This is a genomic window from Herbaspirillum camelliae, assembly GCF_001929405.1.
Taxonomy (GTDB): Bacteria; Pseudomonadota; Gammaproteobacteria; order Burkholderiales; family Burkholderiaceae_D; genus Herbaspirillum; species Herbaspirillum seropedicae.
Genome location: NZ_KV880769.1, coordinates 5611995 through 5630241 on the forward strand (window position 1 = coordinate 5611995; position 18247 = coordinate 5630241).

An 18247-nucleotide genomic window follows, 5' to 3' on the forward strand; every position below is an offset into this window, starting at 1 on the left:
TTGTCGTGAACTTTAATCACAATGTCGTTGTGGGCCCCGGCCCGGGTGTGATTGCCGACTGAGCAGCTTACTAGCGCCGGACGATCTCGATGTCACCATTGGGCGCTCGTACCAGCCGTACCGGCAGGATACGCGGCATGGTCTGGGCAAAAGCCTGCGGGCTGTCCAGACGGTAACTGCCGCCGACCTGCATGGCGGCGACCACAGGATCTCGCACGAAGACGTGGCTGGGGCCATATCGCTCGAACTCCTGCAAGGCCTGCGCCAATGGTGTACTGGTGAAGTGGAGCAGGCCTCGGCGCCATGGGGCGATGCTGGCCGGGTCGATCTCGCGCACGGCACCCAGCAGCCCGCTAGACGAAGCTTGCACGGTCTGCCCGGCGAACAGGTCGGCCTGTGCCGGATGGTCAGGGGCAGTGCTGGTCACCATGACATGGCCTTGCTCGACGGCCACTTCCACCGCGTCCGCATTGCCGCGGCGTACCGAAAAGCGCGTACCCAGCACGGTAACCCGGGTGGCGCCAATCTCCACCACAAACGGCCGGCTGCTGTCATGGGCCACGTGGAACATCGCCTGGCCGCTGGTGAGGTGTACTTCGCGTTGCTGCGGCAGCAGGGCCACCTCCAGCGCGGTGCCGGAATCCAGCGCCAACTCGGTGCCATCCGGCAGGGTCAGGTCCATGCGCTCGCCTTGCCGGACGGCAAAGGATTGGTGGAAGCTACGCTGCCCGAGCCAATGCAGCGTCGCCAGCCCGCAGCCCAGCAACATCACGCAACACAATGCCAAGACATTGAAACGGGGGCGCCAGCGGGCTCCCATTTGGCGTTGCCACCAACTGCCCCCGGATGCGGCGCGCGCCTGGATGGGAGTGGGAGCAGCTGACGCCGCGTTGCGCCGTAGCGCCAGCGTGGCCGCATTGAGTCCCGCTAAGCCAGCTTCAATACACGCATAAGCGGCGCCATGGGCGGTGCTAGCGCTCAACCATTGCTGGAATTGCGCTTCTTGCTCGGGTGAACAGCCCTGTTCGCGGCAGGTATGCCAGCGTGCCGCCTCGACCCTGACAGGGTCTTCGGTGTCGAAGAGCGCTGCCATTTCCTGCTGGACGGGCTGGTCGGGGGAGGGGTAACCGCTGGTCGCGGTCGGGGCTGTCGATGGCTTCATCTTATTTGTATAGATGCATGAGACTGGAGAAACTGCACCTGCCAGCGGGGACGGGCAGCACAAGCGTGGTCATCGGGCTGCCGGAGCTGCCTCCAGGGCCTCCCGGCAGGCTGCGCAGGCCAGTTTGCCGCGGCTGATGTACTGGTTGACCATGCTCAGGGAGATACCCATGCGTTCAGCGATTTCCTTGTTGGGCAGCCCCTCGAACGCATACAGCTGGAAGGCTTCGCGACAACGGGGCGGCAGGCTGTCGATGGCTTCCAGGTAAGCGTGCGCGGACTGGATCGCAGCGCAGGCCTGCTCTGGCTGCAGATGGGCAGGAACGGCAGGCATGTCGGTGTCCGGCAGGCTGTCGATATCCTCGTGCTGGCGAATCGCGGCACGGCGGTCCATGTCGATTTTCAGACGCAGGGCCACCTGGCGCAGTAGGGCGCTTGGATCGAGGATGGCGTGGCCCGCGCGCTCCATTGTCAGGACCCGGACAAAACTATCGTGTACCAGATCGGCAGCAGTTTCGGGATTTTTGACTTTGCGCAGGCAGAAGTGCAACAGCTCTCGGTAATAGCGGGTGATCACGTTTCCAGTCCAAGCCATAAGACAACAGGCCCTGGGACGACGCCTCAAGCGCCTGGCACCGCACGCAGCAAGGAGCAATGGAGATTGGTCAGGTCGTCAGGGGAGATGCCGTCTCTGAGCGTACTACGTGGCTATCTGGCTAGCGCAGACCAGACCTGGCGGCCTGGCATACTCTCAAGGTTCCCGCATTTGTGCAGGAAGATTCCTTTGAGCATGTTGCAAAGTTAAGGCACTGAAGATGCTACCACAGGTCATTGCCCAATAGCGGGCAGGTCTCGACCGGCTGGGCAACAGTAGCGTGCCGGAAAGCCCTCTCTGAACTGACCCCACAAAGTTGGACAGTAAATTTACTACCTGAAGGCCTGAGTCCGGTATTGCACTGGACTCAGGCCTTTCAGTTTCAGTTTGATACGTTGGTTGTTGTAATAATCGATGTAGTCATCAATCCCATCTTGCAATGTGCCCACGTCACTGAAGCGGCCGAGGTGGAAGAACTCGGCTTTCAAAGTACCGAAGAAACTCTCCATCGCGGCGTTATCGAGGCAGTTTCCTTTTCTGGACATGCTTTGCGTCAAGCCACGCTCGTTGAGGAGCCGTCGGTAGTGATCGTGTTGATATTGCCAGCCCTGATCCGAATGCAGCATAGGCGCCTCTGATGGCGATAGCCGCTGCATCGCTTTTTTAATCATGCTGCTGACCAAGGTAAATGCGGGACGGGGCTGGTCTCATAAGCAATGATTTCTCCGTTGTACAAGTCCATTACTGGCGATAGGTACAGCTTGTCCTTGCCAACACTAAATTCGGTGACGTCCGTCACCCACTTCTGGTTAGGCGCGTCGGCTGCAAACTGACGGTTCAGTAAATTGGCAGCCGTACGACCGACGTCTCCGCGATAGGAACGGTATTTCTTGCGCCGAATCACGGACTTCAAGCCCATTGAGTTCATCAAGCGTTGCACCGCCTTGTGGTTGATGACCTGCCCCGTCTGCCGCAGCTCTGCCGTAATCCTGCGATAACCGTAGCATCCGCGATGCTGGGTATAAATCTCCTGGATACGCTCACTGATCGGCTCATCTGCAGTGGGTTGCGTAGCCAGCCTGGCTTGGTAGTAGAACGTACTACGCGCCAGTCCTGCTGCCTTCAGCAGCGGTTCCAGCCTGTGATGCGATCGAAGCGCACTCACAACTTGCGCGGCTTCGGCTGCTTTGCTGCGAGCGCCTTCTCGCGACGCAGCTCCTGCAACTTTTTTAGGTACGCCACCTCCGCGCGCAGGTATTCGTTTTCGTCGAGCAGCTCCTGGTGAGTGCGCTCTTCTGCTGGTCGGACGGGGTCTTTTGAGGAAGTGGGCTTGGCTCGGGTCATGGTCGGGCGCCGGCCCCTAGGGCGCGGCTTCAGGGCTTCGTATCCGCCCTCATGATACAGGCGTTGCCACTTCCCGATCGCACCAGCGTCACGCAAGTCAAAGAGAACACTGACCTGCCGCCCGGATAATTCGTTACGACGCATGTACTGCAACACATGCAGCTTGAAGTCGGCGTCGTAGCGCGAACTCTTCTTGCTCAATCCCGCGTCACCGTGAATCCGGTAGCCCGACACCCAGCGTCTGAGCGTCGAGCGGCCTATGTCGTAACGTTTGGCTAGCTCTCGGAAACCGCCAGAACCAGATAAATACTCATCAACAATTTTGCGACGTGTTGCCTGATCATACTTCGCCATGAAAAACACCCCAAAGGTTGGATTGATGTCCAACTTTTGGGGTGCAGTTCACTCTGGCGGAGCACTAGGGCCTGTTCACATTTTCACGAATGGCCCGAATGCGCGGGCAAGCGAGGAGAACACAAGGTAGCTGTCAGCGAGCTTGTCGTATCGAGTTGAGACGCGACGGTCGTGAAAATGTGAACAGACCCTAGTCAACAGAGAAATCTTCTACACCCGCCGAGAAGCTCTGGTCGTCATCGAGCGATGGTGTCGCCAGTACGATACCGATGGGCCGTACAGCGTAATGAGATACCGCCTGCCGACATCGCAGGCAACAATGCCGGTAATGGGAACGGTCACAGCCGTCCAGAATCTACGTAGAGCGGCTTGTCGCGTACCTTTAAACACTCCCTTTACAACCGCCTTGCTTGAACACTCGCTCAGTCGTTGCTGGACTATTCACGAGCTTTTCCATGGGCCTTCGAGGACGTGCGACCAGTTCGCCGCCGCAATTAGGGCAACTGCCTTTCAATATGTCGATAGTGCAATTAGTACAGAAGGTGCATTCGAAGGAACAAATCCTTGCCTCAGTCGATTCTGGCGGGAGGTCTTTATCGCAGCATTCACAGCTGGGTCGTAATTCAAGCATTTTTTCTCCGTTGCGGAACAACTTTTTGGCCGAATAGAATATCTCAAGAGCGTAGACGAAGATCTTGGCCAACTGGTCCGAGGGAATGGTCTGGTGCTCTCCCGAACGTCACGGAGCCATGACCGGCATCATGAAGGCCCAGATCGACTGGATTCCGCTGTCGCAAGGGGCGATTCGCCCCACTCAGGGAAAGACTCTCGCCGTCATGGAAGTATCGGGCGGCTCCCAGTCTTTCAATGCGGTCAATCAGATGCGCGTGCTCGGACGCTGGATGAGGATGCTGACGATTCCAAACCAGTCGTCGGTCGCCAAAGCATACGAAGAGTTCGATGATTTCGGCAGGATGAAGGCTTCGCCCTACTATGAGCGGGTCGTCGACGTAATGGAGGAACTTTTCAAGTTCACCCTGCTGACCAGGTATATCTCACCTTATCTGACCGATCGCTATAGCGAACGGAGGGAAGCTGCGACAGATTTGGAAAAGCGTATGAACCAAGAAAAATTTTAGCTGGCGTTTCACCATTGCAGAATGCCTACTCTTGGCTGGGAGAAGATATTCCATCCTATTCGTAAGTCTTCCCCATTAACAGGATATCGGCAACTTTACGCCAGGGATTTATTGAAACTTCATAGAAATGGGGACCATTTCTTGAATTCTCCACCCAACGAACGGAGGCATTTAGAAATGCACCGATATTGCCGTTCTTCCAGCCCAATACACCCGAAGAGTATGGTGATGGAAGTAAAGCCGCGTGTAATTCAGTTTCTGCGAACCAGTCTGCGGAGAGTACATTCAGAAAATTGATGAAACTCACTTCATCCACCACAGCATCTCGTGCAGACTCAAGTTGTCTCTCCATTTCTTGTTTGATGTATTTCGCGCTCATCTAATATCCTCGTCACATAGCCCGCTTCTGGGCGATAAGCCGTAGCCTCCGATGCCAAGCCGCTATGGGTAATCCAAGGCGGATTCCCCATGTCCTATTTTCTAGCTGACTGGCCGTTTTTTGACTACCAAACGATGCCTGGAGGTAGATATCGTTTGCTTAATGTTTGCCTCATTATCGGTTATTGGCTGTGTATTCGTGACTATTTTTCTTGTTGGAAATGGGCGCTACATAGACAGTAAAGCATCTGACGCAGCCCGCCATATGAGTGCAGAAAAATGGCACATAACGATCACGACCAAGGAGTGCGTCCAGGAAAACGCAGCGGGCGAGAATGAAGAACACTCGAACAAGGGGCAATTGAGCGCGGTCACCAGATGCTAATGTGGCGGGAAAAGTCGCAGCCGGTTATGAGCTGTCTGAGCCGTCGCAATCGAGAATCGCCCAGGCTAGTGAGTCGGACATACGCCGATAGCCGAAGCCCGGGAGCTTTTACGCTGCCGCGATGAATTACTACGTGTGGCTCCGATCCTTTTCAGGTTGTAGCAACTGATAATCCTCTAGACCTGCGAAAGCGCAACTACTTCTGCGCACGCCTTTAACGGGACATCATTTCTAGGTTATTGCTATTTGATGCGCTCCCCACAGAGCTTCATCCATTAATCCTACGTGTCTGTCGGAGATAGATTCTCCGTTTTAGCGAATTGCCTGATGTTCATAAGGCAAATTTTTTCTCATACTATTTGTAGCCCTCTGATATCCGACTCTGGACCCATGGCCACTATTTGGGAGGGGGCATGGACGGATTGTTTCGAGGGCGCACAATATTACTTGTCGAGGACAATGTCGATGTTCGAACCATCTTTTCAGAGGTGTTTAAAAATGAGGGTTACCGCGTTCTGGAAGCTACAAACGGTCGAGAAGCCTATGACCTAATGATGTGGTCTGATGATTCTGTGAACGTTGTTTTGACAGATTTGCGAATGCCGATCATGGATGGGTTAGAGTTAGCGACCTTACTCAAAAATAACCCGCGATTTTCTTCCATTCCGATTGTTCTCCTGAGTGCGACCCCTTTGAAAAACTCTTGGAGAGCATTGGAGGTTTTTGACGCGTTGCTTGTAAAACCCTGCCTCTTCGATGAAGTGGTCTCGACCGTTGAAGCTGTTCAGTAGAAGGGATTCTATATAGCTCACTTTTAGTTTCTGTTATCGTTGCGTAGGTCCTCGGGTGCTTCACGCGAGGGGCCCCGACCGTAAAAAATCGAAGATCGGCCCTAAAAATTACGCGAGGTCACTTCGTCTTAGCTTCGTTTCTTCTCTTGCATCTTCGATGAGCCGTCTAATAACAACCCTCCTTCGTACAATTTCTGCGTGAACCGTTGAGCTCATCGGCATAGTTGTTGTTAGCTCTTTAAGGCTGGCAGTGCTTTCGCTAAATCGTTTCTTCATTAGATCTCCTGTTGATAGGTGCCATTTGAACACGATTTCCCCGCCCCACCCTTACTGCGGCGGTAAAATAATTGGCCAGGCCCCATGTCTCGACGCTATCACCGTGACTCCATCGATAGAAAAATAAATGAGGTGTATTTCCGTTTTGGAGAAGTAATGAGAGTAAGGTCTGTGCATCCATTTGCGAATCAAGGCCCAGGTAAGAAGCAACTCGCTTGATTCGTTTTCCCATCCCGACTCTGCCGCCTCTTCCGTTCATTGAGTCCCTCCGTTGAGATGCTTTGCTATCTTTCCCATTGGAGAATCACATGAACAAGATGAATCGCTTTCTAATGACGGAACCGGTCCCCGTTTGCCAGAATTTTCTGGTTGCGGGAAGTGCCCTCTACGTAGACTATTCGGGGCAGCTTGCGGATATCGAATGCATTCAGCAAGTTCTTGAGGACCTCGCGCGTAGTCGTGGAAAGACAAACGACCTTTGTAACCCAAGGCCTCCCATTTCGTCTGAGGACTAGAGCGCGAAAGTGCGCATATACATCGTCCGCAAACCGGTTTTAGTATTCCGAATTTGGTGCCGCCACCTTGCTTGGGGCCAGAAGTTTGGCTCTCGCCAAAACTTTCTTGAAGTTGAGCGAAGGCATTGATCGTCTTATTTCATTCACCTGTTCCTGCCTGGAGGAAGAAATGCGAAATTACTCTAATGGCCGCTTTAACAGCGACGAAATTGTGGAAGCAATAGATAAGCATCGACGAGAACACGGCGACTGTTATTTTGAAAATAACGAGATCAAAGACTCCACAACTCTTAGTGCAAAGGCGCAGAGCTTTCGTGAAAAGAAGTTAGGGTGGCCGATGAGTCCAAACAGCTTTCGACGGGTCACGTCAGTAAAGATTAAAAAATAGCTGAGAAATTGAAATGAAATATCGGGTTTTGCCCCCTATTTTTTGGGAGCCACCGAACTGATGGGCGGCCCATGCGGAGGATCTTCCCAGACCTGAAAATCTTATACATAGACAATACACAAAGGACGAATATGTCAGATACCAAACTACCCATGGATCAAAGAAACGAAGACCGAGAAAATTTGTCGCCACGCGGACATCCGCAGCAGCATCAAGGGCATAAACCGAATCAAGAGCAAGTAGGTGGGAGCGAGGATCGCCTTCGTAAACCGGCTAATGATGTCGGAAGTAATAGTTCCCAACCTCAGCAGCATGAAGTCTCTAAAGGGCTATATGAAAAGCCTAATAAAGACCACCTTACATTGGTGAAAAAAGCAGGTTCCCGCGACTGATCTTGCAAAAGTTTGATGTAAATAATCCGTGGACTAAGTAAGGGTTAGGCATGGAAAAAAATTGATCGATGCCGAATATCGGCTTGCGAACTTTCAGGGTAATTCGAATAAAAATACTACCCCAGGTCGCCGAAAAGATCGCCAGAAATGCCACCCTAACTCAGGATTCCTATGTCCATTTTTCAAACTGTAGACAGCTCCGGAAACTTTTCCTACGAGCTCAGATATTCGCACCACTCAGATGGGTGGCAAATGAATGGCATTTCGATTCAACGACGCGATCATCAGATTTTTTCAAAGAAGAATCTCGCAGGCGTTTACCGCGCGGAAGCGGTATTGCTTGAGAGGGCGTCAACATGTGCGAAGCGGTAATTACTCGTTTTAATCTGAAGCCGCTTTTGCATGCATAGTAGTTGTACGCGCCTTTGAAACCTTTGATGGTATCGCCTGAGTCTAGTGCGATATCCCTATTAGTAGGAGAAGTTATGAGCAAGGTAAACCGGTGGCGTGAGTTTTCTTTCATAAAGACTGTTTCCTCACCAGAAAAAGGTGTTGAGGCGGACTTGTCGACGAGAAATGATGAGAAATTGGCTGCCAGCCAAATCTTCGGAGCGGACGCTGTTCGAGATCAACAAGCAATCTTAGCAGCTGAGTCGGAAGGACTAGCGATTCAAGAGGACTAGATCTCGTCCGTTATCCGCCGGACAGAGAGCCTCAATTGTTGCCCTTGTCTTTCACGTCATTTTTCATTCATTCATATGGATGGACAGCATTTTAATTGAATGATTTTTGCGATCAAATATCGCGACAACGGACATCGCGGCCTGTTCCATTGAATCCTTAACCTGACCGCGATACGAAGGAATGATCGTGTCAAACTTCAATAAGACCCAAGGCTCTCATCGACTGGAGCAGCAAGGATTTACTCCGCACAAGGAGAAGACGTCGAGATCTAACGATGGTCGCTATTCTTCACGCGATGGCGAGAAGAGAAAGCAAGAGCAAGCTGATCAGCAAAGTGACGCTGGCCCACGCCGCTATGAAGGGGGTGACATCTATCGAAGGAACTACATGAGAGAGACCGAGAAGGCTGATCGCTCGCGGTAATGTTGTATGTGGGCAGGCAGTCCAATTTATTAAAGGGGCCGCAGTTGCGGCCTTTTTAAATGAGGAGATTGACATGCGATTTCATTTCGAAGATAGAGGCCATGAGGCTGGCTTCGTATGGCTGCGGATTGGGAAGATCGAGGTTATTGAAGTAACTAGTGGTTTAGGAAGCAGCCGTACACGAACAGAGTTTCAAATTCGAAACGCACCTATCAATCTAGAAGGTCAGATTATCGTCTGTCGAAAAGCAATAGCTCAATTTATTCGTGAATCTACGGGCTCAAAGGAAATGTCGATTTCAATTTTCGATGAATCGATTGAACCGTGGAAAGGACAATTGTTTGCGATAACCCCGCTGGATGATCATCTCGATGTGTAAGTGAATCGCTGATCCAGGCCCTTTCCTGACGCACACGCCAGCAATTTTTGTTGAATGGTTGTGCACCTTGCCCGTGATAACGGGCCGATATCCCAATAGTAGGAGTTTCCCATGGCAGAAAAAGAGCAAAAGCGCGGCAACCGAGAGCCGAAAAAACCTAAGAAAAAACCAGTGCCAGCAGTCCCGGTGCAGCGCGCTCACCAAGGACTGTAGTGAAAACGGTTCTTAATCATAAAAATCCTGACAACCGCTGGGCCACATCGCCTAGCCTTTGCCCCCGGGGCTATACGGCCTAGCTTCTTCACGGCGGGTTTATCGCGGGGCGTCTCTCCCCGCGGTGCCCTGAAAGGCCAACATGCGCCGATTTTTTCAATTTGCGTCCCAACGCTCCGCCCCAGATCCGTGGGCCGATACCGCACCTGTGCGCGAGGAACTGTTCGGCATCGAGCGCCTAGAGCAGCACGCGCGCAGCCTCGCGACGGCTCAGTTAGTTAGTATCCATCCACCTCGGGTTCGGTCGTTGCACAATCGGTTGCGCGAAAACGCCGTTGATCTGCTGCTGGCCTATCGCGCAGGTGCCGCAGAAGTGGCTGCTGGACGCCGTGTAGTCCCGGCCGCTGAATGGCTGCTGGATAACTATCACGTTGTTGAAGCGCAGGTGCGCGAGATTCGCACTGACCTACCGCCCGGCTACTATAAGCAGTTGCCCAAGCTGGCAGATGGTCCGTTGGCGGGCTATCCACGCGTCTTCGGAATCGCGTGGGCATTCGTCGCCCACACCGACAGCCACTTCGATCCTGCCGTCCTCCGCCGCTTTATTGCAGCCTACCAGGAGGTCCAACCACTGGACATCAGCGAACTATGGGCTGTGGCGATCACCCTACGTATCGTGCTGGTGGAGAACTTGCGCCGATTGGCCGATCAGATCACTGTCGGACGCGCGGCGCGCGCCGATGCCCAAAGGCTCGCCGACCGCTTGCTGGAACCGGGCGCAGCCTATGCCGCGTTGAACCAGGATATCGCCACGCGCGCGAGCAGCCCTGTGTCCGAACTTTTCGCGGCACAGCTTGCCAAGCGTCTGCGCGACCAGGACCCGCGCGTCACGCCTGCCCTGCAGTGGCTGGATGAGCGGCTGCGTGACCAGGGCACGGATGCTGACCAGGCTATCCTGCATGCACAGCAGCGTCAGGGTGCCTCCAACGTCTCGGTGCGCAACGTCATCACCAGCATGCGCCTGATGTCTGACATCGACTGGGCAGATATGTTCGAGAGCACTAGCTTAGTGGACACGCGTCTGCGCGCTAGCAGCACCTTCGCGGAGATGGATTTCCCCACACGCAATCGCTACCGTACGGCGATCGAGCAACTGGCTCGGGGATCACCGTTATCCGAACTCGCTATTGTTGAGCGAGCGTTGGCGTTGGCGCAGGCGGCTTCGCCGAAGTCGCCCGAGCTTCTCGTCCAGAACTCCAGCAGGATAGATCCCGGTCATTACCTGATCGCCGAGGGACGCAGCGAATTAGAGCATGCCATCGGATTCCGGCCGCCACTGATTCTTCGCATCGACCGTTTCAGCGTCCGCGTCGGGCTTAGCGGATACGTGACCGCCATCCTCGCGCTTGCGGCCATGCTGCTGGGTCTCGCTTTCTGGGCCATGTTTGGCATCGGCAGCTTGACGATAGCTCCCACAGGGCTGCTGGTGGTGCTCGCGATGGCCGCATTCATTCCCGCGACCGAGGTAGCCACAGCGCTGGTCCAGCGCGCAATTGCGTCCCGCGCTGGCGCAGTGACGCTCCCGGCTTTGGCGCTGGCCGACGGGGTTCCAACACATTTGCGCACACTAGTTGTCGTGCCCACGCTGCTCTCCGGCGAGGCGGAACTGCGCCGGCATATCGAGAGCCTTGAAGTTCACCATCTGTCTGGTGCCGGTGGTGACCTATCTTTTGCTCTGCTATCGGACGGCCTTGATGCAGATTCGGAAGTGCTAGACGGCGACGCCTACCTGATTGGCATTGCGCAGGATGCCATCGACGCACTTAACCAACGGTATGGACCAGCCCCAGGTGGTAAGCGCTTTTACCTGTTGCACCGGCAGCGCCGATTCAACGCAAGCGAAAACCGCTGGATGGGATGGGAGCGTAAGCGTGGAAAGCTTCATGAACTCAATCGATTATTGCGCGGCGCAACTGACACCAGTTTTATGTCGCTGGGTGGTGCTGCCGACAAAGCTCATCAACCCGAGATCCTTGCCAGAGTGCGCTACGTCATCACGTTGGACGCCGACACCCGACTGCCCCGTGATGCAGCGCTGCGCCTGATCGGCAAGATGGCTCACCCCTTGAACTGTGTGCGCTGGAACAATGCCGAACAGCGTGTAGTGGGCGGTTACGCCATCTTGCAGCCACGCGTGACACCAACACTGCCATTGGGCCGCGAGGGATCGCTCTATCAGTGCATTTCGGCCGGTTCGGGTGGCATGGACCCCTACGCGTCCGCCGTGTCTGACGTTTACCAGGACCTTTTCGGTGAGGGATCCTACACCGGTAAAGGCATCTACGACGTCGATGCCTTCGAGGCAGCGCTTGCTGGGCGTATTCCTGAGAACACGATGCTTAGCCACGACCTGTTCGAAGGCGTGTTCGCTCGCGCGGGGCTCGCCTCGGACGTCGAAGTGGTCGAAGAATTCCCTGCTCGCTACGACGTCGCAGCCAGGCGCCAACACCGCTGGACGCGCGGCGACTGGCAACTCCTGCCCTGGATACTCGGGCGACGCCATTCAGGTGCGACCCTACCGCCAGTGGGCCGCTGGAAAATGATCGACAACTTGCGGCGCTCCCTGCTGGCGCCCACGAGCCTACTGGCTCTAGCGCTGTGCGCTTGGTTGCCCTGGCCTCAATTATTACAAGCCATGGGGCTGCTGGTACTGGCACTGGCAGTGCCGTTCTTTCTGCCCCACATCTCCGGACTAGCGCCAACGCGCGCGGGCATCGGGCTGGGTAGCCAACTACGCCGGTTGGCCAGCGATCTTCGGTTAGCCGTAATGCAGACACTCTGGACGCTAGCTCTGCTTCCGGATCAGACCTGGCGCACGATGGATGCTATCACGCGTACCCTAATCAGACTCTACGCGACCCATCGGCATCTGCTGGAATGGACAACCGCAGCCCAGTCGGCCGCTCGCCCGTGCCCCGGTATAACTGGCTTCTATGGCCAGATGGCCGGTGGCGTGCTGTTGGCCCTAGTATTCGCCATAGGCGTTAGCGTGTTCTTTCCTGCAGCATGCGCAATTGCGTTGCCGCTGTCGGCGCTCTGGGTCGCAGCGCCGGTCTTGGCCTGGCGCGTCAGCCGCCGGCCGCCGATTGTGACATCCGGTGCGCCCGAACTCACAGATACCTTGGCCCTGCGGCTTACTGCACGTCGCACTTGGCGTTTTTTCGAAACTTTCGTGACGCCGGCTGAGCACATGCTTCCACCGGACAATTTTCAGGAAGATCCGAAGCCGGTGATCGCTCACCGCACCTCGCCTACCAACATAGGCTTGTACTTGCTGTCGACGGTGGCGGCCCGCGATTTTGGCTGGGCTGGTGCCCTGCAGACTTGCGAGCGCCTGGAAGCGGCTTTCGTCAGCTTGCAGACATTGGAAAGGTTCCGAGGCCATTTCTACAACTGGTATGACACGCGCACGAACCAGGTGCTTGCACCGGCCTATGTGTCGTCTGTGGACAGCGGTAACCTCGCCGGCCACTTGATCGTACTGGCTAATGCCTGCGAAGAATGGATGGGTGCGTCGCTGTCGACGGATTGGACGGAGGGTGCGAGCGACGCACTCGCGCTAGCCCGGGAGTCGGCGTCTGCTAAACCTTCGACCCAAGGGGCACAGGGACAGCGACTGCTGAGCGTCCTTGCCGAGATCGAGGCAGGGTTCCACGATCCTGCCAGCATGTCACTTCCGGTATTTCAGCGCCTGGCCGATAAGGCGGCAGAAGAAGCGCAGGCGCTGGTCCCAGCAATACAAGCGGAAGGTGACGACCTGCTATTCTGGACCAATGCGCTGCAAGGGCGGATCGAGCAACAGGCACGCGACGCTAAGTCATTCGGCGTCGCGGCGAATGCTATCGATGCCCGCTGGCAGGCGTTGGCGCAACAGGCGCGTGCGCTAGCGCTAGGGATGGACTTCGCCTTCTTGTTGGATCCTGAACGCAAACTGCTTTCCATAGGTTATGCCGCAGTGGAGAACGTGCTCGATCCCAACTGCTACGACCTACTAGCCTCTGAGGCGCGACTAGCCAGCCTCTTCTCAATCGCCAAGGGCGACGTATCCACGCGCCACTGGTTCCGCTTGGATCGGACAGCCATCCCCGTAGGACGTGGATCGGCCCTGGTATCTTGGTCAGGATCGATGTTCGAGTATCTGATGCCCTCGCTGGTGATGCGCGCACCGGCAGGTAGCCTACTGGAGCAGACCAATCGCCTGATCGTGCAGTACCAGATGGCCTACGGTCGGCGGATGAGCGTGCCGTGGGGCATCTCCGAGTCGGCGTACAACGCTCGCGACCTGGAATTTACTTACCAGTACTCCAACTTTGGCGTGCCAGGCCTGGGCCTAAAACGGGGGCTGGCTCAGGATCTGGTGATCGCGCCTTACGCGACCGGTCTCGCTACCATGGTCGATGCACCGCTCGCACAACGCAACTTTGAGTACCTGCAGACGCTTGGTGCGCTCGGGCGCTATGGCTTTTACGAGGCGCTGGACTTCACCCGTGCCCGCCTGCCCGGCGGGTCGCAGGTCGCCATCGTACGCAGCTTTATGGCGCATCACCAGGGCATGACACTTGTCGCAATCGCCAATACGCTCCAGGGCGCTCGCATGCGGGAACGCTTCCATCGTGAACCGATGATCCAGGCCTGCGAATTGCTGTTGCACGAGCGTATGCCGCGCCTCGTCTCTGTGGCGCGTGCGCGCGCTGAAGAGGTGCTGTCTGGCGCAACCAATCCACATGGTGACTTACATGCGGTACGGCACATAGACCCGTCTGTTACGGCGGCCCCTGCTACGCACCTGCTGTCCAACGGGCGTTATGCCGTCATGCTCACCGCAGCGGGTGCTGGCTACAGCCGCTGGCGTGAGTTGGCTGTGACGCGCTGGCGCGAAGACGCGACCCGCGACGACTGGGGCGCCTACGTCTATCTACGGGACACGGATACCGGTCAGATATGGTCCGCTGCGGCGCAGCCGCTGGCCGTGTCACCCGACAGCTACGAGGTAGTCTTCGCCGAGGACCACGCCGCCTTTACGCGGCACGACGGCAGCCTGACGACCACAATGGAGGTGCTGGTGTCCGCCGAAGTTGACGGCGAGGTACGCCGCGTCACAGTCGTCAATACAGGCCGCAAGACTCGTGAAATCGAACTCACCTCCTACTCTGAGGTGGTGTTGGCGTCGCCCGCGGGTGATGATGCCCATCCGGCCTTCTCCAAGATGTTCGTGCAGACTGAATATCTCCCAGAGTTCGGTGCCCTGATCGCTACGCGACGCCCTCGCGGGCCGCACGAGCAGCGGATCTGGGCCGCACACTTCGCCGTGGTCGAAGGCATCGTCACGGCACCCGTGCAGTACGAATCCGACCGGGCACGGTTCCTGGGCCGAGGTCGTACATCCGCCACGGCGCAAGCCATGGCGGACGGAGCCATGCTGTCTGGTACGGCCGGTACGGTACTCGATCCGGTTTTCTCGGTGCGACACCGCGTGCGTATCGCGCCCGGTCGTATGGCGCGCCTGGCCTTCTGGACGCTGGTGGCCCCTACTCGCGAAGCGCTACTGGAATTGGTGGACCAGCACCATGACCGTAGCGCCTTCGAGCGTGCTCGGACCTTGGCCTGGACCCAGGCCCAGGTACAGTTGCGACACATCGGCGTCGAAGCCGACGAAGCCGCAGACTTCCAGCGGCTGGCGGCACCTATCCTCTATGCGGATACACGCTTCCGCCCACCGGCTGAGGAGATCGCTCGTGGTGCAGGGCCGCAGTCGGGCTTGTGGCGGCACTCGGTCTCCGGCGACTTGCCAATCGTGGTGTTGCGAATCGATGACATCGAGGATATTGCTCAGGTGCGCCAACTACTTCGTGCGCATGAGTACTGGCGAATGAAGGGGCTGAGCGTCGATCTGGTGATCGTTAATGAGCGAGCTTCCTCTTATGTGCAGGATCTGCAGTCCGCTATCGAAACGGCCGTGCGCCGGAGCCAGTCTCCCCTTCGACCACACGGCGAGACGATAGCCCAGGGGGCGGTGCATACACTGCGCGCAGATCTGATGGATGTGTCAGCCCGGGCCTTACTGCATTCAGCAGCTCGCGTGCTGCTGCTAGCGCGTCGGGGCGACATCGCTCGGCAAATCGGTCTCCTGCCGGAGACGGTGTACTACGCGAGTGCAGCGCTCGAATTAGCTACCTATACCCAATCTTCCAACCTGACGAGGCAGGGGCAGAGCACAGACACGGTGCGGCTGGAGTTCTTCAACGGACTCGGTGGCTTCGATCAGGACGGTCGCGAATACGTCACCGTACTCACCGACGGACAGACCACCCCCGCCCCCTGGATCAACGTCATCGCCAACCCTGCCTTCGGCTTCCAAGTCTCGGCCGATGGCAGCGCAAGTACTTGGGCTGGTAACAGCCGTGAGAATCAACTTACCCCATGGTCCAACGATCCAGTGATCGATCCGACCGGCGAGGCGTTCTTCGTACGAGACGAGTCGAGCGGCGAGCTCTGGAGCCCTACAGCGCAGCCAATCCGCGACGGCGGTACCTACGTTGCACGCCACGGTCATGGCTATAGCCGCTTCACGCACGAGGCGCACGGTATCGCGCTTGAACTGCTGCAGTTCGTGCCACTGGACGACCCAATTAAGGTGTCGCGCCTCACCTTACGCAATCTCAGCCCACAGACGCGGCGCCTATCCGTCACGGCCTATGCAGAATGGGTGTTGGGCGCCTCGCGTGCGGTTTGCGTACCCTTCATCCTTACCGAGATCGATGCAGCCAGCGGCGTGCTGCTGGCGCGCAATCCCTGGAGCACAGCCTTCCCGGGTAGAGTCGCTTTCGCCGATCTCGGGGGCCGGCAGACCGCTTGGACCGCTGACCGTAAGGAATTCCTTGGCCATCGCGGCAGTCTGGCGGCACCCGCTGCATTGCAGAGCCAGGCGTCCCTATCCAGTACGGTGGGTGCGGGCCTGGATCCCTGTGCTGTGCTGCAGTGCAGCCTAGTGCTGCGGCCCGGCGAGTCGGTAGACATCATCGCTCTACTCGGGCAATGCGGCAGCGCGCAGGAAAGTTTGGAACTAGCGGCGCGCTGGCGTGAGACTGATCTGGAGGCCGAACTGCAGCGGGTGCGTGACCATTGGGAAGGGCTGCTCGGTGCCGTGCAAGTGCGCACGCCAGACCGCGCGATGGACATCCTGCTCAACGGTTGGCTTCTCTACCAGACGCTGGCCTGCCGCATCTGGGCCCGCTCGGCGTTCTATCAGGCCAGCGGTGCCTACGGCTTTCGAGACCAACTGCAGGATGGCATGGCGCTCACATTCGCGCGGCCTGAAGAAACGCGTCAACACTTGCTGCGCGCTGCAGGCCGTCAGTTCCTCGAAGGTGACGTGCAACATTGGTGGCTGCCGCATTCGGGCCAAGGCGTGCGCACGCGAATCTCGGACGACCGCATCTGGCTGGCTTTCGCCGCGGCCAGCTATGTGGTCGTCTCGGGCGATACAGCGGTACTTGACGAATCCATCACCTTCCTGGAAGGCCGCGCGCTGCAGGTAGGCGAACATGATGCCTTTTTCCAACCGATGCCCGCAGGCACCTCTACAACGCTGTTTGAGCACTGCGCGCGCGCATTGGACCAGAGTATCGACCTCACTGGCGAATTAGGGCTGCCGCTGATGGGGACCGGCGATTGGAACGATGGCATGAATCGTGTGGGCCAGGAAGGCCGGGGGCAGAGCGTTTGGCTCGGCTGGCTGCAGGTACGCACACTGATCCTATTCGCTCCTCTGGCAGAGGAACGCGACCCCACTCGTGCCGCGCGCTGGCGGAGCCATGTCCAGTCTGTGACGGCCTCGCTGGAGCGCGAGGCCTGGGACGGCGCCTGGTATCGGCGCGCCATATTCGACGATGGCACGTGGCTGGGCAGCCGCCACAGCGAAGAATGCCGCATCGATTCGATCGCCCAATCCTGGGCCGTACTGTCAGGAGTCGCCGATCCTGGCCACGCACAGATGGCGATGGACTCGCTGCGCTCGTACCTGGTGCTGCCAGAGGCGGGGCTGGCGTTGCTCTTTACCCCACCTTTTGACCACACACAGAGCGACCCTGGCTACATCTTGGGTTACCCGCCGGGCTTACGTGAGAATGGAGGTCAATACAGCCACGCGGCCATGTGGGCCATCCTAGCGTTCACGCAGTTACGCGGCGACCCGCAGGCGGGCGAGCACGCCCATGCCCTGTTCGCTCTGGTCAATCCTATCAACCATGCCCGGACACCTGCTCAGACGGCGCGCTACCGCGTGGAGCCGTACGTGGTGGCTGCCGATGTGTATTCGGTATCGCCGCATGAGGGCCGGGGCGGCTGGACCTGGTACACCGGTGCCGCCGGCTGGATGCACCGTGCCGGTATGGAGGGAATTCTAGGCATTCGCCGCGAAGGCGGGGTGTTAATCCTCGATCCGTGTATTCCAGCCGGATGGCCTGGCTTTGAGGCAAAAATCGTCTTGGGTGCGGCACGCTTCATCATCCAGGTCGAATCGCCGGGGATGCGCTGCGCCGGTATCTCGGCAGCTGAACTGGACGGCATGCCACTCACCTGCGATGGTGGCGCATTGCGAGTGCCCGTCACACCGGGTGAGCACCGGCTGGTGGCTACGGTGTGAAGGTATGCTTGTCCCACTGACCCGGCAATGAAAGCCAGCAGAAAGCGGCTTCGACTTGTTCTTCACCGCCTTCGGGTGTCCATGTATTTTTTCTCTGACGAGTAACGGACCAGCCTTCCAAATGCG

Annotated in this window: 9 protein-coding genes and 3 pseudogenes; 6 read left to right on the plus strand and 6 right to left on the minus strand. The window is 57.2% G+C overall.

Annotation, left to right across the window (positions count from 1 at the left end; translation table 11 throughout):
- Positions 1–70: 70 nt before the first annotated feature.
- From BGK68_RS25105 to BGK68_RS25130, 5 genes and pseudogenes are all read right to left on the minus strand, one after another.
- Entirely contained in the window at positions 71–1162 is a 1092-nt protein-coding gene (locus BGK68_RS25105) for a FecR family protein (protein WP_075259310.1), read from the minus strand.
- A gap of 69 nt (positions 1163–1231) precedes the next feature.
- Positions 1232–1738, minus strand: coding sequence for an RNA polymerase sigma factor (locus tag BGK68_RS25110; protein ID WP_075259311.1), 507 nt, complete (start codon positions 1736–1738; stop codon positions 1232–1234).
- Positions 1739–2088: 350 nt separating this feature from the next.
- Positions 2089–3454, minus strand: a pseudogene (locus BGK68_RS27725) (IS3 family transposase).
- A gap of 75 nt (positions 3455–3529) precedes the next feature.
- Positions 3530–3628, minus strand: a pseudogene (locus tag BGK68_RS28130) (IS5/IS1182 family transposase); the annotation flags it as partial.
- A gap of 208 nt (positions 3629–3836) precedes the next feature.
- The gene (locus tag BGK68_RS25130) at positions 3837–4085 is read right to left on the minus strand and encodes a DUF1272 domain-containing protein (protein WP_075259313.1); all 249 of its coding nucleotides are present in this window, start codon (positions 4083–4085) and stop codon (positions 3837–3839) included.
- A 64-nt stretch (positions 4086–4149) separates the two neighbouring features.
- Here BGK68_RS25130 and BGK68_RS25135 point away from each other — a divergent pair.
- Positions 4150–4593, plus strand: a pseudogene (locus tag BGK68_RS25135) (NAD(P)H-dependent oxidoreductase); the annotation flags it as partial.
- Positions 4594–4648: 55 nt separating this feature from the next.
- Here the strand turns inward: BGK68_RS25135 and BGK68_RS25140 are convergent.
- Positions 4649–4972 (minus strand): hypothetical protein, encoded by a 324-nt coding sequence (locus BGK68_RS25140; protein WP_077236028.1) that lies wholly within the window; start codon positions 4970–4972, stop codon positions 4649–4651.
- Between the two features lie 797 nt (positions 4973–5769).
- On the opposite strand from BGK68_RS25140, the gene BGK68_RS25145 reads away from it, so the two are divergent.
- The 5 genes from BGK68_RS25145 (at position 5770) to BGK68_RS25160 (ending at position 18121) form a co-directional block, all read left to right on the plus strand.
- On the plus strand, positions 5770–6147 hold the full coding sequence (locus BGK68_RS25145; protein WP_075259314.1) for a response regulator: 378 nt from the start codon (positions 5770–5772) through the stop codon (positions 6145–6147).
- A gap of 1310 nt (positions 6148–7457) precedes the next feature.
- Complete coding sequence (locus BGK68_RS27735; protein WP_143433167.1) at positions 7458–7718, plus strand: hypothetical protein; 261 nt, start codon at positions 7458–7460, stop codon at positions 7716–7718.
- Between the two features lie 485 nt (positions 7719–8203).
- Positions 8204–8401, plus strand: a complete 198-nt coding sequence (locus BGK68_RS25155) for a hypothetical protein (RefSeq protein ID WP_039874028.1) — start codon at positions 8204–8206, stop codon at positions 8399–8401.
- Positions 8402–8898: 497 nt separating this feature from the next.
- Positions 8899–9204: a hypothetical protein gene (locus BGK68_RS27740; RefSeq protein WP_112067915.1), complete on the plus strand. Its 306-nt coding sequence runs from the start codon at positions 8899–8901 to the stop codon at positions 9202–9204.
- 355 nt (positions 9205–9559) lie between these two features.
- Positions 9560–18121 carry a GH36-type glycosyl hydrolase domain-containing protein gene (locus BGK68_RS25160; RefSeq protein WP_075259315.1) on the plus strand — a complete coding sequence of 2854 codons (8562 nt, stop codon included), beginning with the start codon at positions 9560–9562 and terminating at the stop codon, positions 18119–18121.
- Positions 18122–18247: the final 126 nt, after the last annotated feature.

Bases quoted from the DNA above. Each gene is read 5' to 3' on its own strand.
- BGK68_RS25105 (WP_075259310.1), bottom strand. From the start codon at position 1,162: ATGAAGCCATCGACAGCCCCGACCGCGACCAGCGGTTACCCCTCCCCC.
- BGK68_RS25130 (WP_075259313.1), bottom strand. From the start codon at position 4,085: ATGCTTGAATTACGACCCAGCTGTGAATGCTGCGATAAAGACCTCCCG.
- BGK68_RS25140 (WP_077236028.1), bottom strand. From the start codon at position 4,972: ATGAGCGCGAAATACATCAAACAAGAAATGGAGAGACAACTTGAGTCT.
- BGK68_RS25145 (WP_075259314.1), top strand. From the start codon at position 5,770: ATGGACGGATTGTTTCGAGGGCGCACAATATTACTTGTCGAGGACAAT.
- BGK68_RS27735 (WP_143433167.1), top strand. From the start codon at position 7,458: ATGTCAGATACCAAACTACCCATGGATCAAAGAAACGAAGACCGAGAA.
- BGK68_RS25155 (WP_039874028.1), top strand. From the start codon at position 8,204: ATGAGCAAGGTAAACCGGTGGCGTGAGTTTTCTTTCATAAAGACTGTT.
- BGK68_RS27740 (WP_112067915.1), top strand. From the start codon at position 8,899: ATGCGATTTCATTTCGAAGATAGAGGCCATGAGGCTGGCTTCGTATGG.
- BGK68_RS25160 (WP_075259315.1), top strand. From the start codon at position 9,560: ATGCGCCGATTTTTTCAATTTGCGTCCCAACGCTCCGCCCCAGATCCG.